Source organism: Geoglobus sp. (genome assembly GCF_054018175.1).
Genome location: NZ_JBPLZQ010000089.1, coordinates 1 through 24,685, shown reverse-complemented (window position 1 = coordinate 24,685; position 24,685 = coordinate 1). Strand labels below are relative to the sequence as shown.

General features: G+C 51.5%; 22 protein-coding genes. 19 read left to right on the top strand and 3 right to left on the bottom strand.

Annotated features, from left to right (window positions below; all coding sequences use genetic code 11):
* The first annotated feature begins 137 nt into the window (after window positions 1-137).
* From ACXJJC_RS06995 to ACXJJC_RS06980, 4 genes are all read left to right on the top strand, one after another.
* The gene (locus ACXJJC_RS06995; protein ID WP_456370497.1) at window positions 138-1,802 is read left to right on the top strand and encodes an acetate--CoA ligase; all 1,665 of its coding nucleotides are present in this window, start codon (window positions 138-140) and stop codon (window positions 1,800-1,802) included.
* 220 nt (window positions 1,803-2,022) lie between these two features.
* Window positions 2,023-2,292 (top strand): sodium/substrate symporter small subunit, encoded by a 270-nt coding sequence (locus ACXJJC_RS06990; RefSeq protein WP_456370495.1) that lies wholly within the window; start codon window positions 2,023-2,025, stop codon window positions 2,290-2,292.
* A 9-nt stretch (window positions 2,293-2,301) separates the two neighbouring features.
* The gene (locus tag ACXJJC_RS06985; RefSeq protein ID WP_456370494.1) at window positions 2,302-4,062 is read left to right on the top strand and encodes a VC_2705 family sodium/solute symporter; all 1,761 of its coding nucleotides are present in this window, start codon (window positions 2,302-2,304) and stop codon (window positions 4,060-4,062) included.
* Between the two features lie 55 nt (window positions 4,063-4,117).
* The gene (locus ACXJJC_RS06980) at window positions 4,118-5,440 is read left to right on the top strand and encodes a CBS domain-containing protein (RefSeq protein WP_456370493.1); all 1,323 of its coding nucleotides are present in this window, start codon (window positions 4,118-4,120) and stop codon (window positions 5,438-5,440) included.
* Window position 5,441: 1 nt separating this feature from the next.
* Here ACXJJC_RS06980 and ACXJJC_RS06975 read toward each other — a convergent pair whose 3' ends face one another.
* Window positions 5,442-6,041, bottom strand: coding sequence for a 3'-5' exonuclease (locus ACXJJC_RS06975; RefSeq protein ID WP_456370491.1), 600 nt, complete (start codon window positions 6,039-6,041; stop codon window positions 5,442-5,444).
* Entirely contained in the window at window positions 6,035-7,615 is a 1,581-nt protein-coding gene (locus tag ACXJJC_RS06970) for a CBS domain-containing protein (RefSeq protein ID WP_456370490.1), read from the bottom strand. The genes ACXJJC_RS06975 and ACXJJC_RS06970 overlap by 7 nt, the downstream gene beginning before the upstream one ends.
* 85 nt (window positions 7,616-7,700) lie before the next feature.
* Here ACXJJC_RS06970 and ACXJJC_RS06965 point away from each other — a divergent pair, with 85 nt between their 5' ends.
* From ACXJJC_RS06965 to ACXJJC_RS06945, 5 genes are all read left to right on the top strand, one after another.
* Entirely contained in the window at window positions 7,701-8,660 is a 960-nt protein-coding gene (locus ACXJJC_RS06965) for a FecCD family ABC transporter permease (RefSeq protein WP_456370489.1), read from the top strand.
* Window positions 8,650-9,408 carry an ABC transporter ATP-binding protein gene (locus tag ACXJJC_RS06960; RefSeq protein ID WP_456370487.1) on the top strand — a complete coding sequence of 253 codons (759 nt, stop codon included), beginning with the start codon at window positions 8,650-8,652 and terminating at the stop codon, window positions 9,406-9,408. The genes ACXJJC_RS06965 and ACXJJC_RS06960 overlap by 11 nt, the downstream gene beginning before the upstream one ends.
* Before the next feature lie 210 nt (window positions 9,409-9,618).
* Entirely contained in the window at window positions 9,619-10,617 is a 999-nt protein-coding gene (locus ACXJJC_RS06955; protein ID WP_456370486.1) for an ABC transporter substrate-binding protein, read from the top strand.
* A 42-nt stretch (window positions 10,618-10,659) separates the two neighbouring features.
* Complete coding sequence (gene argF, locus ACXJJC_RS06950; protein ID WP_456370484.1) at window positions 10,660-11,565, top strand: ornithine carbamoyltransferase; 906 nt, start codon at window positions 10,660-10,662, stop codon at window positions 11,563-11,565.
* Window positions 11,562-12,338 carry an NAD+ synthase gene (locus tag ACXJJC_RS06945; RefSeq protein WP_456370482.1) on the top strand — a complete coding sequence of 259 codons (777 nt, stop codon included), beginning with the start codon at window positions 11,562-11,564 and terminating at the stop codon, window positions 12,336-12,338. The genes argF and ACXJJC_RS06945 overlap by 4 nt, the downstream gene beginning before the upstream one ends.
* Here the strand turns inward: ACXJJC_RS06945 and ACXJJC_RS06940 are convergent.
* Window positions 12,324-13,040, bottom strand: coding sequence for a glucose-6-phosphate isomerase family protein (locus tag ACXJJC_RS06940; protein ID WP_456370480.1), 717 nt, complete (start codon window positions 13,038-13,040; stop codon window positions 12,324-12,326). The two genes, ACXJJC_RS06945 and ACXJJC_RS06940, sit on opposite strands and share 15 nt — an antisense overlap.
* Window positions 13,041-13,153: 113 nt before the next feature.
* On the opposite strand from ACXJJC_RS06940, the gene ACXJJC_RS06935 reads away from it, so the two are divergent.
* The 10 genes from ACXJJC_RS06935 to thrC form a co-directional block, all read left to right on the top strand.
* The gene (locus tag ACXJJC_RS06935; RefSeq protein WP_456370479.1) at window positions 13,154-13,624 is read left to right on the top strand and encodes a (Fe-S)-binding protein; all 471 of its coding nucleotides are present in this window, start codon (window positions 13,154-13,156) and stop codon (window positions 13,622-13,624) included.
* 2 nt (window positions 13,625-13,626) lie between these two features.
* A complete protein-coding gene (locus tag ACXJJC_RS06930) occupies window positions 13,627-14,847 on the top strand; it encodes a formylmethanofuran dehydrogenase subunit B (protein WP_456370477.1) in 1,221 nt (406 codons plus the stop codon).
* The gene (locus ACXJJC_RS06925) at window positions 14,847-15,245 is read left to right on the top strand and encodes a molybdopterin dinucleotide binding domain-containing protein (protein ID WP_456370475.1); all 399 of its coding nucleotides are present in this window, start codon (window positions 14,847-14,849) and stop codon (window positions 15,243-15,245) included. Before ACXJJC_RS06930 ends, ACXJJC_RS06925 begins: the two co-directional genes overlap by 1 nt.
* Window positions 15,246-15,399: 154 nt before the next feature.
* Window positions 15,400-17,817, top strand: coding sequence for a CO dehydrogenase/acetyl-CoA synthase complex subunit alpha (gene cdhA / locus ACXJJC_RS06920; protein WP_456370474.1), 2,418 nt, complete (start codon window positions 15,400-15,402; stop codon window positions 17,815-17,817).
* Window positions 17,818-17,838: 21 nt separating this feature from the next.
* Entirely contained in the window at window positions 17,839-18,384 is a 546-nt protein-coding gene (gene cdhB / locus ACXJJC_RS06915; RefSeq protein WP_456370473.1) for a CO dehydrogenase/acetyl-CoA synthase complex subunit epsilon, read from the top strand.
* 14 nt (window positions 18,385-18,398) lie between these two features.
* On the top strand, window positions 18,399-19,976 hold the full coding sequence (gene cdhC / locus ACXJJC_RS06910) for a CO dehydrogenase/CO-methylating acetyl-CoA synthase complex subunit beta (protein WP_456370471.1): 1,578 nt from the start codon (window positions 18,399-18,401) through the stop codon (window positions 19,974-19,976).
* A 100-nt stretch (window positions 19,977-20,076) separates the two neighbouring features.
* Window positions 20,077-20,859: an ATP-binding protein gene (locus ACXJJC_RS06905; RefSeq protein ID WP_456370469.1), complete on the top strand. Its 783-nt coding sequence runs from the start codon at window positions 20,077-20,079 to the stop codon at window positions 20,857-20,859.
* Between the two features lie 17 nt (window positions 20,860-20,876).
* Window positions 20,877-22,265, top strand: a complete 1,389-nt coding sequence (cdhD, locus tag ACXJJC_RS06900; protein ID WP_456370467.1) for a CO dehydrogenase/acetyl-CoA synthase subunit delta — start codon at window positions 20,877-20,879, stop codon at window positions 22,263-22,265.
* 4 nt (window positions 22,266-22,269) lie between these two features.
* A complete protein-coding gene (acsC, locus tag ACXJJC_RS06895; RefSeq protein WP_456370466.1) occupies window positions 22,270-23,688 on the top strand; it encodes an acetyl-CoA decarbonylase/synthase complex subunit gamma in 1,419 nt (472 codons plus the stop codon).
* Between the two features lie 30 nt (window positions 23,689-23,718).
* Window positions 23,719-24,685, top strand: a 967-nt coding sequence (gene thrC, locus ACXJJC_RS06890) for a threonine synthase (protein ID WP_456370464.1), incomplete at its 3' end; no start/stop codon positions are given.

The following is a 24,685-nucleotide window of genomic DNA, read 5'->3' as shown; positions in this document are numbered from 1 at the left end:
CGTTTACAGGCTGAGGTTTTACAGCTCCTGAATGTCCTGCTGCGGCTCCTTCAATCGAATTTTTTCGCAATTTATTTATAACGATAAATTAGGAAAGTGCAGATTGAGGTTAAAAAATATTCGGAGGTAGATGCAGAATGGGGATTCTGGACTATGTTGTCCCAAAGGAAAGCTGGCCCGACATCGTCATTCCCGACGAGGTAAAAGCCTATATTGGTGAAAGGAAAGAGATAAACCTTGCAGAGGAGATTCTTGACAGAAACGTAAAGGAGGGCAGGGGCAGAAAGGTTGCGATATACTTCGAGGACAGGAGGGTGACCTACAGAGACCTCTACAGGCTGAGCAACATGATTGCAAACTTCCTGAAGAGCATAGGCATAGAGAAGTACGACAGGGTCGGTTTCAGAATGAGAAATATGCCCGAGGCAGTTGCGGTGAACTTCGGCATAATGAAGGCGGGTGCGATTCCGGTACCCCTGAATCCGATGTGGGCCAAGAAAGAGATCGTTCACGTGGCCAACAACGCCGAAATAAAGGCCATATTTGTCACCGGGGACGATAAGACCTTCAAGGCAGTCGAGGAGTCGGTGCCGGAGTTCAACACGGTGCAGAAGGTAATTGTCACTGAGAGAGAAGACCTCGAGGACCCGTTCGTGTCCTTTAACGAGGTTTACAAGGAGAGCGCCAAGTTCGATCCCGTACCTCTCGAAATTGGAACGCCAGCGGCAATCCTCTTCACCTCCGGAACTACCGGCCTGCCGAAGGGCTGTGTGCACTTCGTCGAGAACATCCTCTCAGCCGTTTACTTAGTTGGAAAGTACGTGTGGAAGCTCACGGAGGATGACGTTGTGGGTGGTCCAGCCCCAGTCAGCTTCGCAATGGGTTACGGGAACGGCTGCCTCATTCCGTACTTCCATGGGGCTGCGACGAGCATATGGCCTGGCTTCAGCGTCGAGAACTTCTTCCGCTTCGTTGATGAGCACGGCATAACCGTGTTCAGCTCCTTGCCAACAGCATACAGAATGATCCTCGCCAACCCGCAGCTCGATGAGTACATGCAGAAGTACGATCTTTCAAGCCTCAGGCTTTGCACGGGTGGTGGTGAGGCTCTCGGTGCTGAGACTGCAAAGAGGTGGCTCGAGAAGTTCGGCATGCCGATATACGAGTCTCTCGGTGCGACAGAGATGGTGCACATCTGTATAAGCAACACCGTGGCCCCAGAGCCGAGAGCTGGTAGCATTGGCTGGCCTGTGCCGGGATACGTGGCGAGGATAATAGACCCCGAGACAGGAGAGGAGTGCAAGCCAGGAGAGGTTGGAAACCTCTACATAAAGGGGCCCACAGGTATAAGGTACTGGAACCACCCGACGAGGCCGCTGGCCGAGAAGCAGAAGGAGAGCGTGAAGAACGGCTGGAATGTGCTTGGAGACTTCGTCAGGAAGGACGAAGACGGTTACATCTACTTCGTCTCGAGAGACGACGACCTGATCAAGTCGTCCGGATACAGAATCGGGCCAGACGAGATCGAGCAGCCACTCAGTCAGCATCCTGCGGTTAAGGAGTGCGCAGTGATAGGTGTGCCAGATCCCGAGGGAATCAGGGGACAGATCGTTAAGGCGGTTGTTGTCCTCAAGGAGGGCTATGAGCCAAGTGATGAGCTCAAGAAGGACATGCTGAAGTTCCTGGAACAGCACATCGCGAAGTACAAGCTTCCGAGGGTCATCGAGTTCAGGAGCGAGCCACTGCCGAGAACTGCAACAGGAAAGCTCCTGAGGAGGTTCCTGAAGGAGGAGAACAAGTAACCTTCAGATTTTTTCTTTTTCTTGTTCGCTATTGTCAGTGAATTTTTTCTGAATCTGTGGTTCTTTTCGTCAGTTGTCGTTTTCATGTTGCACAGTTGCGCAACTCACCAAATTCTATTTTACGTAAAATTTTATATGATTAATGGTGACAGATTGCGAAATATTTAAATAATACATGATTTTTGATTATCAATCGAGAAGGTTTTGGCAGGTGAGATGGATGGTAGAGGGAAGCGGAGTTAGTGATGAGAAGTTCCAGGAGTACTGGAGCAAAATGAAGGGACTGACCATAGTGATGCTGCTGCTCTGGACGATACCAGCGTTCTGGATGCACGTTCCAGTGGGGACAACGCAGAACATAAAAATCCTCGGAGGAATACCGCTCCACTGGTTCTTTGCTGGCTTTGTTGCAGTGGTTTTCGGAATTGCACTGATATTCATCTATGCCATAATAATGGACAAGTGGGATAGGGAAATTCTCGGGAAGTGAGGTGGTAGGATGGGCGTTTTTGATGAACCAAAAATAGCGATTCCGGCCATTTTCCTGATATACTTCATAGTTGTTGGAGCTCTGGCGGCAGCGGGCAACACCGAGATGGCTTCAGCAGTTGCTGTCTTTGGGTCTGTCATAATTTACGTGGTCGTCGCCCTCGTGATGAGGGCAGCAACGACAGAGGCGTTCTACGTTGCTGGAAGAGACATAGGGGCGCTGCCCATAGGTTCTTCGATCGCATCTAACTGGATGAGTGGTGCATCTTTCGTTTCGATGGCCGGAGCCATAGCCATTCTGGGGTATGACGGTCTACCATACATCATCGGATGGACTCTCGGTTACGTCATCGCAGCCGTTCTCATAGCGCCGTTCGTCAGAAGGTCTGGGACATTCACGGTTCCCGAGTTCATAGAGACCAGAGCCGCAAACTGGCCGGTTGCGAGGCTCATAGCTGTGCTGATGCTCTTCGTCGTCTCGTTCACGTATCTCGTTGCACAGCTCGTCGCCACTGGAGTTATCATCGGGAGATTCCTTGGAATACACGCGGTTGTTGGAGCGATGCTCGGTTCGCTGCTGGTCATTCTGTTCGCCGGAACCGGTGGATGGAGGAGCGTCGTCTGGGTCCAGGTCACCCAGTACTGGGTGCTGATCACTGCCTACTGGATCGGCTTCCTGCTTGCTGCCGCGAAAGCAGGGATATTCAAGCCGTGGCCACACATCGGCTATGGAGGCCTTCTCGCGAGCCTCGAGGCAAGAGAGACGGCATTTGGGCTTGCCCACTTCACCATGCCCTTCAAGACCTCGTTTGCAGGAGGTACAAACCTGCTCAACTGGCTCTTAGGTGCGTTAGCGTTAATGCTCGGAACGGTCGGGCTTCCGCACGTGCTGTCCCAGTTCTACCTGGTCAAGGATGTGAGAACTGCAAGATACGGAGTTGGATGGGGGCTGACCTTCATCGGTCTTCTCTACCTCACCGCTCCCGTTTACGCTATCCTTGCAAGGTACGCGTTCTCGCAGGCATGGGGCATGCCGATTGAGCAGGCCAAGCAGATAGGGTGGATCCAGAAGTGGCTTCCCACCGGCCTTGTGAAGGTGAGCGACCTCAACGGCAACGGAATCCTCGATCCCAAGGAGCTGGCGTTCCACAAGGACATAGTCGTCATAGGAATGCCCGACATGTGGGGCCTGGCATGGTGGGTTGCAGTCGTCGTCGCTGTCGGAGGTCTTGCAGCCGCTCTCAGCACAGCAAACGGTCTGATGATGGTCATGACTGTCGGAGCGACGAGGGACATCTACAAGAGGTTCATAAACCCCAACGTCTCTGAGGAGAGGGAGGTCTGGATTGGGAGGGCCATGCTCGTCGTGCTTGCGGTGATATCGGCCCTCGCCGGAGCGAGAGCTATACAGGACCCGACCTTCAGCAAGTACGTTGCACTGCTCGTCGGATGGGCGTTCGTCTTCGCATCGAGCCTCTTCACGCCGTCAATCATACTGGGCATCTTCTGGAAAGGGCTGAACAGGTACGGCATTGTCGCAGGAATGGTCGCTGGACTGCTGGTGTCGTTCCCGTACATTGCCGGAGTCGGACTCATGGGCATGTCGCCGATAGTCATAGCGGGCAGCAAGATAGGAACGATCGCCTGGGGTGTCGTCGGATTCCTCGTGCACCTGATCGTTGCAGTCGTGGTCTCTCTCGCTACTGGTGCAGAAGAGGCGAATCCACCAGAAACGATCGAGTTCGTGGACAGGATGAAGATCCCAGAGTAACCTCACCTTTTTTTTAACCAAAATTTTTTATTTTTGATTGTTAAAATTCACGACAATGTCAAATTTCAGGTCAGTCAGGGAATTCGTAAAGAAGGATCCGGTCACTGTTGACAGCACCGTCAGCATCAAAGAGGCCGCGAGAGTCATGGATGAGGAAAAGATTTCGAGCGTTGTTGTTATGAAGAATGGGAGGCCCTATGCGTTTTTCACCGAGTCTGATCTGAGAAGAGCAGTCGGGGAAAACATAGATCTCAGGAACAGCGTTGGTGACTACGCGAAAACCAGGCTTGTTGGAATCACATCGGACGCGACGATATTCGACGCACTTTCATTAATGGTTCAGCATGGAATCAAGCACCTCGGCGTTTTCGATGGCGGCACACTGGTGGGTGTGGTAACGCTCAGAGATATATCATTTGAACTCGGACCCAAGTACATCAAGTACACCGCCCGGATACATGGCGCAAACAGTGTCGAGGAGATCTCTCTTGCAATGGACAGTTTCAAGCGCGACCTCGAAGGAGAGGCTGCGAGGTATGTGGAACATCCGGAGGTGGTTGACCCATACGTCTTCTTTTCGGAGATCTCTCACGTTGTTGATGCCATGATAGTCACCGCCGCAAGGCTCGTGGGCATGCCCGGAAAGGGGTATGCCTATGCGATAACGGGAAGTGGTGGAAGGAGTGAGCAGTTTCTACTGACCGACAGAGACACAATGGCAGTTTACGAGGATGACAGTGTTCTGGAGTGGTTTTCAAGGCTTGAAGCCACGCTCGACGGGCTCGGCTTTCCCGGATGTGATCACGGTTACACCTCTGACAAATTCAACTTTCGTCGGTCGGAGCTCGAAAGTGTCTGCTCCGAGTGGTCCAGAAATGCGGAAAAAAATGTTGTGAACATCTCTCTTGTGGCCGATTCCAGGTTCCTCCTGGGTGAAAGGAAACTCATCGACGAGATGAAGGAATGCCTAGCGGAGAGGCTGTACAGAAACCGGTTCGTTGTGATCGCATCGTTGAGGTACAAACCTGCGCTAACGATACTGGGAGGGTTGAGGGAGATTTTTGACTACAAGGCAGGCGCCATTGCGCCCGTCGAGTACCCCGTCAGGGCTCTTGCAGTGACCAACGGACTGATTCACGTCAGCAATACGCTTGAGAGGATAAGGGCTCTTGTGGAGGAGGGACTGATTCCGGAAGACATGGGTGACGACCTCGAACACGCGTACACAATCCTGATGAGGCGAAAAATCTGGCTCCAGGCCCAGGGAAAGAAGAAGTTTCTGAGCACAGAGGTCAACCCAATGGAAAGGACCCTGATAAAAGATGCTCTAAAAACCGTCAGGAGGTTCCATGGCTACGTTGAGAGGAACTTTATTTGACTCAGAAAAGCATTCTCCTCCCAATCCTCACGAGGTCTATCACGCTCACGTTGTATTCATCGAGCTGTGAGAGCTGCCTGAGAAATATGTAAGCTGTTGAAAAAGCATCTCCCAATGCGGTGTGCCTGTGGAAGTTCCCGGCCCCGTATATCTTCAGCAGACTGTCGAAATCGAGCCTGAAGGTAACGGCAGACCCCCTTTTCTTTATGAGCCACGCCTCAATCTCAGCAACATCTACGTACCTTTCTATCCTGATCTTCCTTTTCAGTTTTCTCCTGAACGCGTTCCTCAGGAACTCGACGTCAACCCAAACCGCATACCCGACAACTATGGAGTTTCTCAGGATGTCTCCTATCCTGTCCGCGACATCTTCGAAACAGGGAGCGTTTTTGAGATCCCCTTCGGTTAGACCGTGGTACCTTATCGACTCTATCCTGAACTTTTCCGGCCTGATCAGCGTGAAAAACGCCTCGTCGATGTGTATTGTCATATCTCTCACGGGTATTGCAGCAAAAGAGATTATCTCGTCTTTTTTCGTGTTCAACCCGGTGGTTTCCAGGTCTATCACGCAGAACTCGGCATCGCTCAGGAGATCTACCATGTTTTCATCCTTTTCCTGAGTTCGTCCTGAAACTGCCTGAAAATCCCCACGGACTTTTTCAGAATCACCTCATCAACCTTGTCCATTTTTCCGAAAAGCTCTTTTCTCAGTCTGATCATCCTCACGGCAGAGTAAGCTTCGGCAACGTTTTCAGAAGTGCTATCAGAAACGTCGATCTCCCGTATTCTTTCCAGAGTGCTCTTAGCGGTGAAATCCATGTTCACGATTGCACAGTACCTTGCAATTCTGCACACAAGTCTGTCGCAGTTTTCCACGGTGACTCTTTCCCTCAGATCTTTTTTGAGATTTTCCAGTATCCCTTCCCTGCTTTCTTTCAGCATGTTCTCCAGCTCTTCCCTGAAATCTACATACGTTGCTCCGTCCCCGTGGATGTACCTCGAGTCCGCAAGTGCAGCAAGGCCTTCGGGACTCTTGGCAAGATCTCTGAACCTTGTGACGGAGATGAAATGGTGGGATTGCAGCTCTCCAACAGCGCCTTCTATCAGTACGAGTTCGTACCTTATCGGAACTTTCACCTCTCTCCTCCCGAAGCTCCCGATGATTGCTGCAGTGAAATCTTCACCTGCACTTTCCACGAGCTTTCTGAGGATCTGGTCGAGAATTGGGACGTAGATCGACGAGATGGTGTTGTAGTCGAGCCCTGACTTGACCATGTTCTTCATAGATCCCACGATTTCGTTCAGCAGGTCTCCAATCCTTCCGGGCTCGTCTGCCTTTTTCACTAGTTTCGGGTAATTCAGCAGGGACGTCTGAGGCTCGAACTTTCTTATCAGGTCCTTTATCGTGACGACTCCTACGAGCCTCCCGTTCTCGGCTACGGCCAGATGATTCACCGCATTTTCAATGAACTTTATGTAGGCATCCAGGAGTGATGCTGACACGTCCACAGCCTTAACGGGCCGGCTCATGACGGAGTCCGCCCTCTCCTCAAGCCTACCACCTCTTGCCAGAGATCTTATGACGTCCGTGTGGGTAATTATCCCGAGGGGGTTCCCCCTCTGGTTTACCACAACGACGCTGCCAACACTTTCCCTGTCCATGAGCTCTATAACGTCCTTCAGCGAGGAATCTGGAGAACAGGTCACTGGTTTTTTGCTCAGAATCTCCGATACCTTTCTCGAGAAAACGCTTATCAGCTCATCCTCCTCTGAGTGGAAGAGCTCGCTGAATCGCATCGTGAGGAGCTTGTTCACGAACTCTCTGAACTCGTCGTTTCTTTCCATCAGCTCCCGAATTTCCTTGGATCTGAACTCGAAGCAAATCGTGTCTGTTATTGCTCTCGCCTCGAACTCGGTTTTCTCCCTCTTTATCGCTGATATCAGGCCCGTGAACTCGTTCTTTCCCACAACCTCTATCAGCTCGTCCCCATCGAAAAGTCCTAGTTCTCCGTCTCTAACTAAGTACACCCTATCAAGCACCTTGTTCCTCTTGAACACGGTCTTCCCGGTTTTGTAAAGAGACACGTGCATCCTGCTGACTAGTTCCTCTACCTCTTCCTCCGACAGGAGGCTGAATGGTTTGATCCTCGAAATGTACTCAACCGGTGGTAGCATCAGAGAAATCAATTATTTAACATTATAAAAGCGTGTCTCTTTTTTCCAAAACCTTAAAAATTCGGAGAACTTTACAAGATATCAAATGCCCTATACAACGTCACAGAAGGAATTCAGAGTTCTCGCGGCACTGGTAGTTCTGCTCGCGATCTCATTTCTTCTCAGCCTGAGCTATGGATCCTCGGGTTTCGTCTTTTCAATTCATGATTTTCAGGACAAAATTTTTGATTACAGGCTGAAGAGAACTCTGCTCTCGGCAATCGTCGGAGCATCTCTCGCGTCCGCAGGCTGTGCGATGCAGTCTCTCTTCAGAAACCCTCTCGCCGATCCGTACATCATAGGTGTTTCGAGCGGAGCAAGTGCTGGAGCGAGCATAGCAATAGTTCTCGGACTGGCGAACTCTTCCCTGTCTCTCATGCTGTTTGCCTTCGTGAGCTCTATAATAACGGTTTACGTGGTTTACAGAATTGGCGGCAACACCACGAGCTCTTTGCTTCTTTCCGGAATAGCTGTAGCTACCTTTCTAACAGGGGTGACGTCTTTTCTGATTTACATTGCCGGAGAAAGCATGCACAGGGTTATCTTCTGGATCATGGGTGGATTCTGGACTGCCAGCTGGGTCAAGGTTGAACTGACACTTTTCTCGGCCGTGATTGGGGTGAGTCTCCTGTACGTATTTGCTTGGAGACTCAACGCTCTGCTGATGGGAGAGGAACATGCCGAGAGTGTTGGCATAGACGTTACGAAATTCAGGGCAGCCGTTGTAGCAATTGCATCTCTTCTCACAGCTTCAGCAGTCTCTGTTAGTGGCGTTATAGGCTTCGTCGGGCTCATAATTCCACACACGATGAGGATGCTCCTCGGATTTGACAACAGAGTTCTGATACCTTTTTCAGTTCTCTTTGCCATGGGGTTCATGCCCCTTGTTGATCTCGTGGCGAGAATAATTGTGCCCGGGGAGCTTCCTGTTGGCATAATAACCTCCATGCTCGGAGCACCGTTTTTCATCTATTTGCTGAGGAGGGGGACAGGCTTTGGCACTTGAGGTCAGAGATGTCCGGGTCGTCCTTGGTGGTGCTGAGATCATTGGAAAAATACGGCTTCAGCTTAGAAAAGGGGAGCTTGTGGCACTTCTCGGCCCTAACGGGAGTGGAAAATCAACACTGATGAAGACGATTTACGGGATTCTCAGGCCCACCGGTGGTGTGGTTTACATCGATGGAAGAGAACTGCCCTCACTTGAGAGAAGGGATATTGCGAAGCATTTGGGATATCTTCCTCAGGAAAGCGAATCCGCCGGGTTGAGAGTTCTGGACGTGGTCCTCTTTGGAAGACTCCCTTACTCTCACTTTTCGCCTGGAAGAGATGATTACGAGCGAGCAGTAAGGGCTCTGAAACTTGTCGGGATGGAAGAATATGCTCGGAGAAACTTCTACGAGCTGAGTGGTGGTGAGAAGCAGAAGGTGCTGCTGGCGAGAATATTCTGCCAGGAAACCGAATATCTTTTACTGGACGAGCCGACGTCTCACCTCGATATAAAAAGCCAGGTAGAGGTCATGGAGATCGTCAGGAAGCTCGTGGATTCGGGTAAGGGGGCTCTGGTCGCCATGCATGATGTCAATCTCGCGGCCATGTTCTCTGACAGGGTGGTCATGCTCAAGGATGGTAAAGTTGTGGTTGATGGTAAAACCCAAGAGGTGCTGACACCCGAGAACATAGAGGCCGTTTACGGCATAGGAGTTGAAGTGGTGCGGCACAACGGAAGCATAGTGGTTGTCCCAAAGCTGAAGTAATCATACATAATCCTGCATGACGTGCTCGAAGTACTCGCATCCGTTCTCTTTCAGACATCCCCAGTCCACACACCATGAGTAATGCTTGCACTGCCTGCAGTCTCTCATGACTGCCTTGCCAACTGAAAAATTTAAAGTTTTTTTGATTGTCTGTAAGGTGAATTGGATAAAGTTATATAATCGTGCGGGCGACAATCGAGGGGTGAGAGTGTGAGGGTCAGATTGGTGTCAGTTTTGCTTGTAATTCTTGCGTTAATTCTTTCGGGCTGTACAGCAGATAATCAGCAGAAGATATCGACAACACCGGAAAAGTCTCCTGCTGAAACACCAACGCCGATAAAAACACAGATCAGCGAAAAAACTGCTGGTAAGAGAATCGTTGACGACTTTGGGTATGAGGTGACGATAAACGAAACCCCGAAAAGGATAGTTTCACTCGCGCCAAGCAACACCGAAATACTCTTTGCGATAGGTGCTGGAGACAGGGTCGTCGGAGTCACAGATTACTGCAACTTTCCTCCGGAGGTAGTGGAGCTGAAGAAGCAGGGGAAGCTTGTTAGCGTCGGCGGATTCTCTACCGTGGACGTTGAGAAGGTGCTTTCACTTGATCCGGATCTCGTAGTCGCGAGTTTTGGGAACGGGGAGGAGGTGGTTGACATACTTAGAGAGTATAACATCACCGTAATTGCGACAAACCCTAAGGACATCGAGGATGTCGAGAGGGACATTCTGATGATCGGAAAGGCCGTTGGTGAGGAAGAAAACGCAACAAGGCTCGTTCAGTGGATGGACGAAAGGGTGAACGAGATCAGAGAGAAGGCAGAGACTTACGAGAGGAGACCAAAAGTTGCTCACATTCTCTGGAACGATCCGATTTACGTGAGCGGAAATTCCACGTTTACGGACAATCTTATCGAGATCGCCGGTGGTGTGAATGCCTTCGACGACATAGACGGATGGGGAATCGTGAGCTACGAGGACCTGGTGTCGAGGAATCCCGACATAATAATCGTTAACAGCGGTTCCGGCATGGGAGGAGAGGGAGACATGCTTTACAGGTGGGTCACTAAGGAGTTTCCGGACATCAGTGCAGTCAGGAACGGCAGCGTTTACATGATTGACTCGGACATAATATCTCGGCCATCATACCGGCTTGTATACGCTCTGGAGAACATCTCGGCCTGGATTGATGAGTGGGAGGGTCGCTGAACAAAAGCAAACTTTATTAAATTTTTTATCATGTTACAGGCCATGGTAAAGCACCTGATCTCGGTATCCGACCTCACAAAGGAGGAAATCCTCGACCTGATTGAGCTCGCAGAAAAACTGAAAGATGAACGCAACAGAGGAGTTTTCAGAGACTACCTGAAGAACAGGAGTCTCGCGATGGTTTTCGAACTGCCCTCAACAAGAACGAGGGTGAGCTTTGAAGTTGCGATGACTGAACTGGGAGGTCATGCCCTCTATCTTGGCTGGAATGATCTTCAGCTCGGCAGAGGAGAGACGATTGCAGACACTGCGAGAGTACTGTCGAGATACGTCTCGGCCGTAATGGCGAGAGTTAGAAGCCACGAAACGGTGGTTGAGCTCGCCAGACACAGCGAAGTGCCGGTTATAAATGGCCTGAGCAATCTCGAGCATCCATGTCAGACTCTCGCGGACCTTTTAACCATAAAGGAGAAAAAGGGGACTCTGGATGTAAAACTTGCGTGGGTTGGTGACGGAAACAACGTCTGCAACTCGATGATACTTGCTGCGGCAATTCTCGGTTTCGAAATTGCCGTTGCCACACCAAAAGGTTTTGAACCGAGTGAGGGTATAGTGAGTTGGGCTCTCGAAAGGGGGGCAAGCGTTGAGATTACAAACGATCCTGGAAATGCTGTGAGAGACGCGGATGTTATATACACTGACGTCTGGACATCCATGGGTCAGGAAAGCGAGAGGGACGAGAGGCTTAGGGTGTTCAGACCTTATCAGGTGAATTCGAGGCTGGTTGAAATGGCTAAAGAAGACGTGATCGTGATGCACTGCCTTCCGGCCCACAGGGGAGAGGAGATAACTGACGACGTTATTGACGGGAGCCATTCGGTGGTGTTTGATCAGGCTGAAAACAGGCTTCACGCTCAGAAAGCCGTCTTGCTGAGGCTGATATCATGATGTGGGATCGGGTTGCGGACAGGATATGTGATTTCATAAGGAAGAAGGTCGAGCTCGCAAACGCCGATGGTGTGGTTGTGGGAATAAGCGGTGGTGTGGATAGCGCCACAGTGGCCTTTCTGTGCGTGAGGGCTCTTGGCAGCGAGAGGGTGTTTGCAACAATCATGCCTGAAATCGGCGTGACGACGGAGGAGGACATAAGGGATGCGAGGCTGGTGTGCGAGACTCTCGGGATAGAGCATGCGTATGTGGAAATCAATTCTGTTCTGGAGAGCTTTTCTAGGATCTTCGGTGAATCTGATTCTCTTGCATTTGCGAACGTAAAGCCGAGAGTCAGGATGATAATCAACTATTACTACGCCAACAGGCTTAACAGGCTTGTAGCCGGGACGGGGAACAAAAGCGAGCTGAAAGTGGGGTACTTCACCAAGTACGGAGATGGTGGTGTGGATTTCCTGCCAATAGGCGATCTTTACAAGACCGAGGTGTTTGAGCTGGCGAGGCACCTTGGAGTGCCGGAGAGCATAATCCTCAAGAAACCGTCAGCGAGACTCTGGAAGGGTCAGACTGATGAGGACGAGATGGGGATAAGCTACCAGAAACTCGATGCAATTCTCAAGGGCATCGAGATGGGGATGACCAAGGCAGAGATGGTCGAGAAGCTCGGCGTATCTGAAGATGACGTTGAGAGGGTAGTTGCAATGGTGGAAAAAAGCAGGCACAAGAGGGAGCTTCCGCCAATAGCTCCCGTGAGAGGGTTACTCGACCTCTAAAGCTTTTCTGAACACGTCTTCGTGCTCTTCAGGATTTACGAGCAGCTCCAGTGTTTCGGGTTCCTGGATTAGCGAGTACATTTCTCCCTCAACTCTGAAAATTTTCGCAGCACCGCTTCTCGCCTCTCTGACTTCAGGAAGCCTTCTGTAGTTCCTGTTCTCAACCCACCCCCTCTTGGTCAGGTAGTATCCTGCGCCCCTCAGCCTTGCGTACGGTTCGTACACTGACTGAAAGTCTCTGCAGACCCAGTTAGAGGTCATGAGGACGTCGTCACCCGTGTTTACCATTACATGGCCGTAACCAGGTGGAACGAGTATTAGGTCCCCCTCTCTTGCCCTGACGAACACGAAGTCGTGGAGTTCGTCCTCTCTTTCCCCCATCTTCTGGAGTATGAACACGACCTCACCCTTTATGACCTGGTACAGTTCCGGGTAGCTGATTTTCACGTGTACGGGGTGGTAGTGGCCATAAGTCTTTATGTACTCGTCTCCAATGGTTGCGGGAGGGATCACTGTGTAGTCGTACCTCAATCCGAGCTCCCTGATCCTCTCTCTGTCCTCCTCGCTCGCGGCGCAGTCTCTGTACATGTAGTACGCTGGAAAGTTTTCTCTGAGTTCGTGTGGCTGGTACAGGACGGGTTTTAAATCCTCTGCGAACCTGATCGCCGGTGTCGCCTTATCAAAATCGATGAGGGGCTCCATGGGAATTTTATACGGTGATTCTCATATTATAATCTTTCCCCGGGGAGTCCAGCTATTGGTCTCGAACTCACAAGTGCGAAATCTTAAACAATAAATAAGTGCAATCTTTAACAATGCCAATCACGCCAATGGAGATTTACAAGCTGTTGCCGAAAACGAACTGCAAGAAATGCGGAGAACAGACGTGCATGGCATTTGCGTTCAAAGTAGTCAACAGGGAAAGGGAGATCGAAGAGTGCACACCTCTTTTTGAGGACGCAAAGTATGCCAAGCAGAAGGAAGAGCTCCAGAAACTTCTTGAGCCTCTGAAAGAGGCAACAGAGACTGGACTGATTGTGGATGAGTCCAAATGCTCCGGGTGTGCAAACTGCATCGTCGTGTGTCCTGTTCATGCGGCCGATGATCCCTACGGCTCCGGGAGCGGTTACGGGCCGAAGATAGAGGACCCCATATACAGGCTCGAAAACGGCGTTCTGAAGGTCATCAACATGCAGAAGTGCAGGAGATACGGGAAGAACAGGGTGCTGTGTGTGGCGTGCAGGGAGAACTGCCCGAGTGATGCTATAAGCTTTCTGGAGGGATAGTCATGCCGGTAACATGTGCTGGTTGTTCGTGTCTCTGTGATGACATTGAGGTTAAGGTGGAGGGTGGCAGGATCACCCACGTCCTGCATGCCTGCAGGAGAGGAGCCGGGATATTCCTGAATCACGCAGCATCGAGGGCTAAGCCGAAGGTTGATGGGCGGGAAGTGGACTTTGACACAGCCCTTGACAGAGCTCGTGAGCTCATACAGGAGTCTGATAACCTTGCAATCTATGGCCTCGACACGACAACTCTTGAGGCACAGAAGCTTGCCATAGAGCTTGCCGAGAAGAAAGAAGCATACATTGATGACAACTCAACGTTCTGCCTCGGGGACTTCGTGGAGATGGTTTTGAAAGGGGAGCTGCCGAGCACGACGCTTGAGGAGGTGAAGAACAACGCGTACGTAATAGTTTACTGGGGAGTGGATCCGTACCACAGCCTGTCGAGGCACATGTCCCGCTACACTTACTACCCGAGGGGTGGAAAGAGGCAGCGCGGATACGAGGAGGACAGGTTCCTGGTTGTTATAGACGTCAGGAAAACCCACACCGCGAAGCTCGCCAAGAAGAATGCAAGGTTCTTTGAGGTGAAGGACGATCTCGAGATTGTTCAGGCGTTCAGCCAGGCTCTTGAAGGAAGGGCACCGTCAATATACACGAGCGACATACCGAGGGTTCTGAAGGAGATGGAAAAAGCCGATTTCAACGTAATATTTGGAGGACTCGGACTCAAATACGGGCTCAGGGGAAATTATGAGCCATTCAAGGACATGGTCAGGAAAATGAATGAGAAGACCAATGTTTACTTCATTCCCGCTGGGTGTCACCCCAACATGAGGGGCTTCAACGAGCTGATGTATGAGAAAACAGGTCACATAAACAGGTACAGCTTCAGGGAACAGAAGTCATCTGACGACTTCGCTTTCTATAAGCTGCTGGAAAATGACGCTGTAGACACGGCCCTAATAATCGGCACCGATCCGCTGAACTCTCTGCCTCTCAATTACGCGAAAAAGCTGGCGAAGATAAACACAATTGTTGTCGATCCAAGGATGACCTTTACAGGAGAAATTGCGAAAGTCGTTCTCCCGTCGTCAATTGCAGGCGTTGAGGCTGCAGGAACAATGGTGAGGATAGATGGCGTGGAAGTTAAACTGGAGCCTGCAATCGAAAGTGATCTGAACGACGAGAAGATTCTCAGAAAACTTCTGGAGGTGGTGTGATGCCGCTTCAGTTTTCCAAGTTTCTCAAAAAGATAACCGTGGAGGTTGTGGTCGGAAGGTGGAGCTTTCAGGTGGAGGCAGTGGATAAGGGAAAGTTCACCGAAGAGTTCGTGGAAAAGTCGGCGGTAATCTACTTTACGGAGGACTTTGCCAAGAGCAACGGCCTCAAGGAAGGTGACGTGGTCAGGGTGACGAGCAGAGGGAGGAGTGTAAATCTCAGGGTCGGCATATCCGATGTCGCTCCATCGGGTGGCGCTTTCATGCCGAACAGCATATACACTTCCTACCTGACCGACTTCGACGGGTTCAAGAGGTTCAGCGCTACAGTTGAACCTGTCAGCGGAGAGAGTGTTACCAGACCAGAAGAAATTATGCAAAGCGTGTTAAGCGATTCTTAATTATTTATTAACGCTATCCAAAATAGGTAATGTTTTATAGTTGTATAGAGGGGAGTTTAATTCAAATGCAGGGTCGAGAGGAGTTTGAAAGAATTAAGTACCTGGATGTTAAATTTAACGGAAATTTGGTTTTCGATTTAAGAGGTGGTATGGTATGGCATTCGAACTGAAAAAAGGTTTGTTCGCAATTGATGAGATGCGGAACGTAAGCATAAAAATCGGAAAGGTAATTGACGAGGCAGAGGAATGGGACGAACCAATGGGCCCGACACCAAAGCCTGGGATTCTCGAGCTGAGAAAGTGGGACCACAAGCTGCTTGACAGGTTCGAGCCCTTCTACGCCCCGATGTCTGACTACTGCAACCTCTGTACGATGGGGCCGTGTGACCTGTCGATGAACAAGAAGGGTGCGTGTGGTATTGACCTTAAAACAGCAAAGGCGAGGCTTGTTACCATCGCCTGCTGTATAGGAACCGCGTCACACGGCGGTCATGCGAGACACCTGCTTGATCACTTGATCGAAGAATATGGTGAGGATCTCCCGATTGACCTTGGTGGGGATGTTAACGTTGAGGCGCCAATAATAAGGACTGTCGTTGGGATTAAACCGAAGACGCTTGGAGATCTGAGAGAGGCTATGGAATGGGCTGAGAGAGAGCTGATGAGAGTTCTTCATGCCACACACATCGGAAATGAAGAGGATCTGAGGGACTATGAGAGCAAGGCAATGCATGTGAGCATGGTTGACCACGTTGTGATGGAAATCGCAGACATAGCTCAAATTGTGGCATACAACATGCCAAAGGCTGAGCCGAACACACCTCTTGTAGACACAGGATTTGGCATTGTGGATAAGAGCAAGCCAGTAATCGTCGTTGTTGGACACAATGTGCTTTACTCAAAGCCGATTCTCGATTACCTTGAAGAGATGGGCAGAGTTGATGATTTTGAAATTGCAGGACTTTGCTGTACGACCCACGACATGGCGAGAGTTAATGGCAAGGCAATGTCTAAGATCTTCGGTCCAATCAGCTACCAGCTCAGGGTTATAAGGGCAGGTCTTCCGGACGTGATGATCAGCGATGAGCAGTGTATAAGGGCAGACCTCCTGCAGGCGTGCCAGGCGATGGGTATACCGCTCATAGCGACAAGCGACGCTGCTGTGAGAGGATTGCCGGACGTCAGCGACTGGCCTGTTGAGAAGATCGTTGATGCTCTTGTCAGCGGAAAGCTGCCGGGTGTGTTCCTGCCCGTTCCTGAGAAGGTCGGACAGGTGGCACCGCTTGTTGCGGAGGCGATATTCAAGAAGCACGGTGGGGAGAGGAAGTACAGGTTCTTCAAGAGTGATGAGGAACTCTGGGAGGAGATCAACAAATGTACGCAGTGCATGAACTGTGTGTTCACCTGCCCGCACAACCTGAGAATCGATCAGGGAATGGCGCACGCACAGAAGACCAAAGATCTCGGCAAGCTTGCCATACTTGAGGAGCAGTGCCTCGCATGCGGCAAATGTGAGCAGGCATGTCCGAAGAACATCAAGATAATCAATGTAATAATGGCAAGCAACTTCGAGAGGCTTTACAACAAGACTGGAAAGACAAGGGTTGGTAGGGGACCGGTGCAGGACACAGAGATCAGAAACGTCGGTCAACCTATTGTTATGGGTCAGATTCCTGGAGTTATCGCTGCTGTGGGATGTATAAACTTCCCAGACGAGATGGCGTCAATTAGGGAGATCCTTGAGGAGTTCCTGAGGAGGAAGTACATCGTCGTCACTTCTGGATGCCATGCGATGGACATTGGAATGCTCAAGGATGAGGAGGGCCAGACACTATTTGAGAAGTATCCGGGCAACTTTGATGCTGGTGGCCTTGCGAACATGGGTAGCTGTGTTGCCAACAGCCACATTGCCGGAGCAGCCATCAAGATCGCCAACATCTTCGCCATGAGGCCACTCAGGGGTAACTATGCTGAGATCGCTGACTACGTGCTTAACAGAGTTGGTGCTGTCGGTTTCAGCTGGGGACCGTACAGCCACAAGGCTGCGGCAATTGCAACGGGATTCAACAGGCTTGGAGTTCCGGTCGTTGTTGGACCGCACGGCACAAAATACAGGAGGGCATACATTGGCAAGTACTTCAAGCCTGAGAAGTGGTGGGTATATGACATCAAGACAAAGAGCAAGATGAACATCGAGCCCGCGCCAGATACACTGCTGGTTGCCGTTGAGACGAAGGAAGAGGCGATTGTACACCTCGCAAGACTAACGATCAGACCAAACGACACAAGCCTTGGAAGGCAGATAAAGCTCACCCACTACCTCGAGCTGAGCCAGAAGTACCTTGGAGCACTGCCAGACGACTGGCCGATTTACGTGAGGAGCGAAGCAGACCTGCCGCTGAAGATGAAGGACGAGCTGCTGCACATACTTGAGAGTGAGTACGGATGGAAGATCGACTGGAACAAGAAGAAGATACTTGAAGGGCCTATCAGGGGCTTTGATGCTGGTTTCAACCCGACCCTCGTTGAGGAGGTTTACGAGAAGTATGCGGGCGAAAAGCCCCCACAGTAATATTTTTTGGAGGTGTAACTGATGGCGGTTAAGAAAGAGGAAAAGTATCCAGTTGCAAGGAGGTATCAGGTTGCAGACATCCAGGTAAGCAGGGAGGCCACACCCGTAAAGCCGAGCGTTGTGGTAAATCTGGTCAAAAAGGCCAAGCATCCTGTGCTCGTTACAGGCGGACAGCTCTTGAAGGATGAAAAGCTTGTGGAGTATGCTGTCAAGTTCTACGAGAAAGGAATTCCAATAATTGCCACTGGCGGATCAAGCAAGCCACTTATTGAGAGGGGCGTAAAGCCACAGTCGGCGGTATTCACACTGCACTATGTGACTCAGTTCATGCTTGACGAGGAGTGGCAGGGCTTTGATGGCAAGGGCAACTATGATGTCGTGCTGTATCTCGGCTTCCTGCCGTACTACCTGTCGAGAATGCTCTCCGCCCTGAAGCACTTCTCCAAGATAACGACAATTAGCCTCGACGAGTTCTATCAGCCACACGCGAAGTTCAGCTTCACGAACCTAACCGCGAATAAGGAGATGCACTATCAGATGCTCGAGGAGGTTATTAACGGGCTTTAGAGGAGGTGATAACGATGGTTGAGAGGAAGAGGATTGAGATTCCGGAGGGTGTTAAGGTTAAGGAGAGTGTAGGTGAGGAGGCAGAGTTCCCGTTTGACATCTCCCCGATGTACGAGGGAGAGAGGGTCAGGAAGGGAGACATGTATGTTGAGCTTGGCGGTACATCTCAGCCTGGCTTTGAGCTCGTTCTTGCCCTACCGGAGGACCAGGTAGAGGACATGAAGGTTACGCTTGTAGGCCCAGACCTCGACGAGATGGAGGAGGGTAAGGCGTATCCATACGCAATGATCTACTACATAGCCGGCAGCCAGGTGGAGCAGGACCTCGAACCAGTCATCGAGAGGAGGAACCACGATTTCCAGAACTACATAGAGGGCTACATGCACCTGAACCAGAGGTACGACATCTGGATCAGGATCAGCAAGGGAGCGGTTAAGAAGGGGCTCAAGAGTCTCATTGAGATTGCAAAGGCGACCATGATGCTGTTCAAGAACGAGCTGCCGTTTATCGAGAAGATTGAGGCTGTTTACATAACCGACAAGGATCTGGTCGAGAAAGTCCTCAATGAGATTGCGATGCCAATTTACGATGAGAGAGATGCGAGAGTCGAGAGCCTGCACGACGAGGATGTTGATGAGTTCTACTCCTGCACGCTCTGTCAGAGCTTTGCTCCCACAAACGTGTGTGTCGTCAGCCCGGACAGGCCATCGCTCTGCGGTGCCATAAGCTGGTTCGACGGCAGGGCTGCGGCGAGAGTTGATCCAGAGGGACCGAACAAGGCGATTCCGAAGGGAGATGTCGTTGACCCGATTGGTGGTGAGTACACGGGAGTGAACGAGTTCGCCAAGGAGGAGAGCGGTGGAGAGTACGACAGGATAAAGCTCCACAGCTTCTTCGAGTACCCGCACACGTCTTGCGGATGCTTCGAGGTCATCGGCTTTTACATGCCTGAAGTCGACGGAATCGGCTGGGTGCACAGAGGTTATCCAGAGCCCGCGCCGAACGGCCTCACCTTCTCGACGATGGCCGGACAGACTGGTGGAGGTAAGCAGGTCATAGGATTCCTCGGCATCGGTATAAGCTACTTCAGGAGCAAGAAGTTCATACAGGCCGACGGTGGCTGGTACAGGACTGTCTGGATGCCCAAAGAGCTCAAGCAGAGGGTTGAGAAGTACATACCGGAGGACGTTAGGGATAAGATAGCAACAGAAGAAGACGCAAAGACGATCGAGGAGCTCAAGGAGTTCCTGAAGAAGGTTGATCATCCAGTCGTCACGGGAGTTGTGAGGCCGGTTGACGGCAAGAAGATCACAGAGGGATGGGTTGAAGAGGAAGAAGAGGTAGAGGAAGAGGTTGCTGAGGAGGCTGCGGTTGAAGAAGCACCTGCTGCAGAGCAGCCGGCAGTCCAGCAGGTACAGCCAGCGCAGATGGCAGTGCCGATGCAGATGCCACAGCTTCCGGCGTTCCAGATGCCGCAGATTCAGGTGCCTGCTCAGCCAGCCACGGCGGGCATCAAGCTGATAATCAAGGACGCCAAGATCTACATAGATAAGGTCATAGTGAAGAGCGAAGAGAAGAAGGGTGGAAAGTGATGCCGGAGAAGGAAAAGAAGCAGGAGGAGCCAAAATTTATTAAAATCACCCTTAAAGGCGCGGAAATCAGGATTAGCGAGATGATAATTGAGGAGTAGCCATGACAGTGGTTGCAGTAACTGGCAAGGGAGGAACGGGAAAGACAATACTCTCCGCCCTTTTAATCCATTTTATTTCTCAGAAAACCACCAGCGTTCTCGCCGTAGATGCCGATCCCGACAGCAATCTGCCTGATGCGCTTGGGGTTGCAGAGCTGGTTGAAAAAACGCTTGGAGATATCAGAGAGGTGTTTCAGGTTAGCAGGGACGAGATGGGGACCACAAACAAGGAGCAGTGGCTCGAAGGAAAGATATATGGTGAAGCCATCTGCGAGTGCGACAGTTTTGATCTCATCGTCATGGGGAGGCCTGAAGGCGAGGGGTGCTACTGCTACGCCAACAACCTGCTGAGGGGAGTTCTCAGGAGGTTGATGAGGCACTACGAGTACATTATCATAGACAGCGAGGCAGGACTGGAGCACTTCAGCAGGAAGACCATAGACAGCGCAGATTACATAATCGTCGTCACGGACATGTCAAAGAAGGGACTTGCAACTGCCAAGAGGATAAAGGAGCTCAGTGAAGAGCTGGACCTCGGTTTCAAAGACATATTCCTTGTGGGGAACAGGATTGCAAACAGGGAGGCCGAGGAGGTCATCAGGAAGTTTGCCGATGAGATTGGAATGAAGGTCCTTGACTTCCTGCCGTACGATGAGACCATTGCCGAGCTCGATCTCAGGGGAGAGCCTGTGATAAACCTGCCCGAATCTTCCGAATACTACCAGAAAGCCAAAAAAATTGCAGATATGATTATTGAGCTTCATGCTGAGTCTGTTTCAAAATAATTTTTGGAGGTGTGGAGATGGCAAAGAAGTTCACCCTTGAGGAATTTTTTGAGACGCTTAAGAAGTACAACGTTGAGGAGCTTGAGGGGGTAAGGATTGAAGGAGACCTCGAAATCGAAATTGAGCCCGGAAGCGGTGTGGATGCGAACCTGATTCAGGCTCTTGCTGCTCTGGCAGGATACACGCAGCTGATACAGGAGTTTGGAAACTTCATATACCACGCGAACATGGCCCTCACGTACCTGCAGAGACTTTCTGCTGCCCTCGGAATTCAGACGCCGATCGGGGCTCCTGCCATCCAGCAGCCTGCTGTTTCGCAGGCAGTTCCGGAGGTCAAGCCGCTTGAAGTGCCGAAGTTCAAGATACCCGACAAGCTCATTGAAGCAAAGTTCGAGCCGTACAAGGCCGAGTATCCGGGAGCAATAGAAGAGGTCACTCTCGGCGCTACGAGGGCAGATGGTGGTACGAGAGAAACGACGGTCACAATTGGTGGTGAGAAAAGCCTGGCGTTCTACCTGTTCGATGCCGAAAATCCAAACATGCCTGTGGTTGCCATTGATATCTTCGACAGGAGGCCGATGCTCGCAAAAGCGGTAAGGGAGCACTATGAGGATGTGCTCGACGACCCTGCGGAGTGGGCGAGGAAGGCTGTTAAGGACTTCGGAGCAGACCTCGTGACGCTGCACCTCATCAGCACGGACCCGCTGCTTGAAGATACGCCGGCAAGCGAGGCTGTTAAGGTCGTTGAGGATGTGCTTCAGGCTGTGAAGGTTCCGCTCATAATCGGAGGCTCTGGAAACAAGGAGAAGGATCCGGAGGTACTTGAGAAGGCTGCCGAGGTTGCCGAGGGGGAGAGGGTGATGCTCGCCAGCGCAACCCTGGACATGGACTGGGAGAGGATTGGCAATGCTGCGAAGAAGTACGGTCATGTGATTCTGAGCTGGACTCAGATGGACATAAACAACCAGAAGACGCTCAACAGGTACCTTCTCAAGAGAGTCGGTATTGACAGGAACAGCCTCGTCATGGATCCAACTACTGCTGCTCTTGGATACGGTCTTGATTACGCGTTCACCAACATGGAGAGGATAAGAATCTCGGGACTGAGAGGAGACCAGGACCTCAACTTCCCGATATCGAGCGGTACAACCAACGCGTGGGGTGCGAGAGAGGCCTGGATGATTGACTCGCCGATAGAGGGCGACACTCCATGGGGTCCGAGGGAGCTGAGAGGTCCGATCTGGGAGATAGTGACAGGAATGACCCTCGCTCTTGCAGGAGTGGACCTCTTCATGATGATGCATCCAGGAGCTGTGGCTGTGCTGAAAGAGTGGATGGGCATGCTCTACGGCACGGTGAAGGACAGCATCGACAATGTGGACGACTGGATAACGATGGAGGTGTGATGGGATGAAGGTAAAGAGCCCGCTCGAGGTATACAAGTTCCTCCCGCAGACGAACTGCGGTGAGTGTGGTTACGACACGTGCATGAGCTTTGCGGCTCAGATCATTGACAGGAACGTTAAGCCAACGGACTGTCCTCCGCTTGTTGAGAACGCCAAGAAGGACAAGAAGTTCGAGAAGAAGCTCAACGAGCTGATCGCTCTCACTTCTCCCGAGATTGCCGAGGTGGTCATAGGCGTTGGTGACAACGCGATCAAAATCGGTGGAGAAGATGTTCTCCACAGGCACGAGCTCACTTACTTCAATCCGACAGCCTTCTTCTTCGACGTATGGGACACCATGGACGAGGCCCAGATAGATGAGAGGTGCAGCAAGGTTGTCGAGTACAGAAAGTTCTACGTTGGAGACTTCATAACCCTCGAGGGCATCGCGGTGAGGTGCACGTCCAACGATCCGGAGAAGTTCAGGAAGGCAGTGAAGAAGGTGGCCGAGTACGGAAAGCCGATGATTCTCGTATCTCTCAACCCGGAGTGCATGAGGGCTGCACTCGAGGAGGTAGCGGATCAGAGACCTCTTATCTACGCGGCAACTGAGAGCAACTGGAGAGAGTTTATGGAACTCGCCCTCGAGTTCAAGGTTCCCGTAACGCTCAGGAGCAAGGACCTAGACACTCTGAAGAGCATGGCGAAGACGTTCAAGGAGAATGGCGTCAGCGAAATTGTCCTGGACCCCGTCACCGAGCCCGTTGGAGAGGGCCTCAAGGCAACCTTCGAGAGGGTTGTTCAGCTCAGGAGAACGGCGATACTTGGAGAGGACAAGGATGTGGCCCACCCGATAATGATCACGCCCATTGCTGCGTGGCTGATTGATGGTGATGAGGTAACCAAGGGTTACTGGGAGACAGTCATCGCCGCGACCTTCATCGTCAAGTACGCGGACGTGATGATCTTCAGGAACCTCGAGCAGTACACTGTGATGCCATCCGTGATTCTGAGGTACAACATCTACACCGATCCGAGAACTCCGGTTCAGGTGGAGCCAGGCTTGAGGGAGATCAACAATCCGGGCCCGGACGATCCCGTGTTCATAACCACCAACTTCGCGCTGACATACTACACTGTTGAGAGCGACCTTACAAGCAACAACATCAAGGGTTGGCTGCTCGTCCTCGACACAGAGGGTCTCGGAGTTGAGGTGAGCGTCGCTGGTGGTCAGTTCACCGCAGCGAAGGTCAAGGATCTGATCAAGGAGACTGGAGTTGAGGAGAAGGTGAGCCACAGGTACCTGGTCATTCCCGGGCTCGCTGCGAGGCTTCAGGGTGCGATAGAGGACGAGACTGGCTGGACAGTGCTTGTGGGTCCGATGGACTCAGGAAGGATTAAGGGCTGGCTGGAGAAGCAGTGGCCGCCCGAGTCAAAGGAGTAGCTTTATAAAACCCCATTTTTTTCCAAATTTATGTATCTCCTTAGATGCATAGAGTGCGGGGAGACTTTTGAAACCGATCTCATTTACACCTGCCGCAGGTGCGGTGGATTGCTCGAGGTTGTTTTTGACGTCAGCAACGCTGACTTCAGACTTGACGGTAACAACGTAACTCTCTGGAAGTACAGGAGCCTGCTGCCCGTTAAAATTGATCCAATCACGCTTTTCGAGGGAGGAACGCCCCTGTATCCTGTTGAAACAGGTGCCGACGCAAAGGTGTTCGTCAAGCATGAGGGCCTCAACCCCTCTGGATCGTTCAAGGACAGAGGGATGACCGTTGGCGTGACGAAGGCTGTTGAGCTTGGAATGCGGAGTGTCGCCTGTGCGTCAACCGGAAACACTTCAGCCTCAATGGCCATGTACTCGGCAAGAGCGGGATTGAAGGCCTATGTTCTGCTTCCATCTGGCAAGGTTGCCCTCGGAAAGCTCGCGCAGGCCATGATGCACGGAGCTAAGGTCATTGCGGTGAGAGGAAACTTCGATGTCGCTCTCAAACTCGTGAAGGAGGTCAGTGGGAGGAAGGGGCTTTACCTTCTCAATTCAATCAATCCGTTCAGGCTTGAGGGTCAGAAAACAATAGCCTTTGAGATAGTGGATCAGCTCGGCCATGCTCCTGATGCAGTCTTCGTGCCCGTGGGCAACGCAGGCAACATCTCGGCAATATTCAAGGGCTTCGTTGAGCTGAAGGAAGCGGGGTACACCGACAGCATTCCTAAGATGATTGGTGTGCAGGCCGAAGGAGCGAACCCGATTTACAGGGCGTTCGTTGAGGGGAGAGATGACATCGTTCCGGTTGAGAACCCGGAGACAATTGCAACGGCCATTAGAATAGGCGCTCCCGTGAACGCGAGAAAGGCGCTCAGGGCTGTGTACTCATCGAAGGGGGCCGTGCTTCAGGTGAGCGATGGGGACATCGTGGAGGCGCAGAAGAGACTTGCCA

Coding starts and splice junctions, on each gene's coding strand:
- ACXJJC_RS06995 (WP_456370497.1), top strand. CDS start 138: ATGGGGATTCTGGACTATGTTGTCCCAAAGGAAAGCTGGCCCGACATC.
- ACXJJC_RS06990 (WP_456370495.1), top strand. CDS start 2,023: ATGGTAGAGGGAAGCGGAGTTAGTGATGAGAAGTTCCAGGAGTACTGG.
- ACXJJC_RS06985 (WP_456370494.1), top strand. CDS start 2,302: ATGGGCGTTTTTGATGAACCAAAAATAGCGATTCCGGCCATTTTCCTG.
- ACXJJC_RS06980 (WP_456370493.1), top strand. CDS start 4,118: ATGTCAAATTTCAGGTCAGTCAGGGAATTCGTAAAGAAGGATCCGGTC.
- ACXJJC_RS06975 (WP_456370491.1), bottom strand. CDS start 6,041: ATGGTAGATCTCCTGAGCGATGCCGAGTTCTGCGTGATAGACCTGGAA.
- ACXJJC_RS06970 (WP_456370490.1), bottom strand. CDS start 7,615: ATGCTACCACCGGTTGAGTACATTTCGAGGATCAAACCATTCAGCCTC.
- ACXJJC_RS06965 (WP_456370489.1), top strand. CDS start 7,701: ATGCCCTATACAACGTCACAGAAGGAATTCAGAGTTCTCGCGGCACTG.
- argF (WP_456370484.1), top strand. CDS start 10,660: ATGGTAAAGCACCTGATCTCGGTATCCGACCTCACAAAGGAGGAAATC.
- ACXJJC_RS06945 (WP_456370482.1), top strand. CDS start 11,562: ATGATGTGGGATCGGGTTGCGGACAGGATATGTGATTTCATAAGGAAG.
- ACXJJC_RS06940 (WP_456370480.1), bottom strand. CDS start 13,040: ATGGAGCCCCTCATCGATTTTGATAAGGCGACACCGGCGATCAGGTTC.
- ACXJJC_RS06935 (WP_456370479.1), top strand. CDS start 13,154: ATGCCAATCACGCCAATGGAGATTTACAAGCTGTTGCCGAAAACGAAC.
- ACXJJC_RS06930 (WP_456370477.1), top strand. CDS start 13,627: ATGCCGGTAACATGTGCTGGTTGTTCGTGTCTCTGTGATGACATTGAG.
- ACXJJC_RS06925 (WP_456370475.1), top strand. CDS start 14,847: ATGCCGCTTCAGTTTTCCAAGTTTCTCAAAAAGATAACCGTGGAGGTT.
- cdhA (WP_456370474.1), top strand. CDS start 15,400: ATGGCATTCGAACTGAAAAAAGGTTTGTTCGCAATTGATGAGATGCGG.
- cdhB (WP_456370473.1), top strand. CDS start 17,839: ATGGCGGTTAAGAAAGAGGAAAAGTATCCAGTTGCAAGGAGGTATCAG.
- cdhC (WP_456370471.1), top strand. CDS start 18,399: ATGGTTGAGAGGAAGAGGATTGAGATTCCGGAGGGTGTTAAGGTTAAG.
- ACXJJC_RS06905 (WP_456370469.1), top strand. CDS start 20,077: ATGACAGTGGTTGCAGTAACTGGCAAGGGAGGAACGGGAAAGACAATA.
- cdhD (WP_456370467.1), top strand. CDS start 20,877: ATGGCAAAGAAGTTCACCCTTGAGGAATTTTTTGAGACGCTTAAGAAG.
- acsC (WP_456370466.1), top strand. CDS start 22,270: ATGAAGGTAAAGAGCCCGCTCGAGGTATACAAGTTCCTCCCGCAGACG.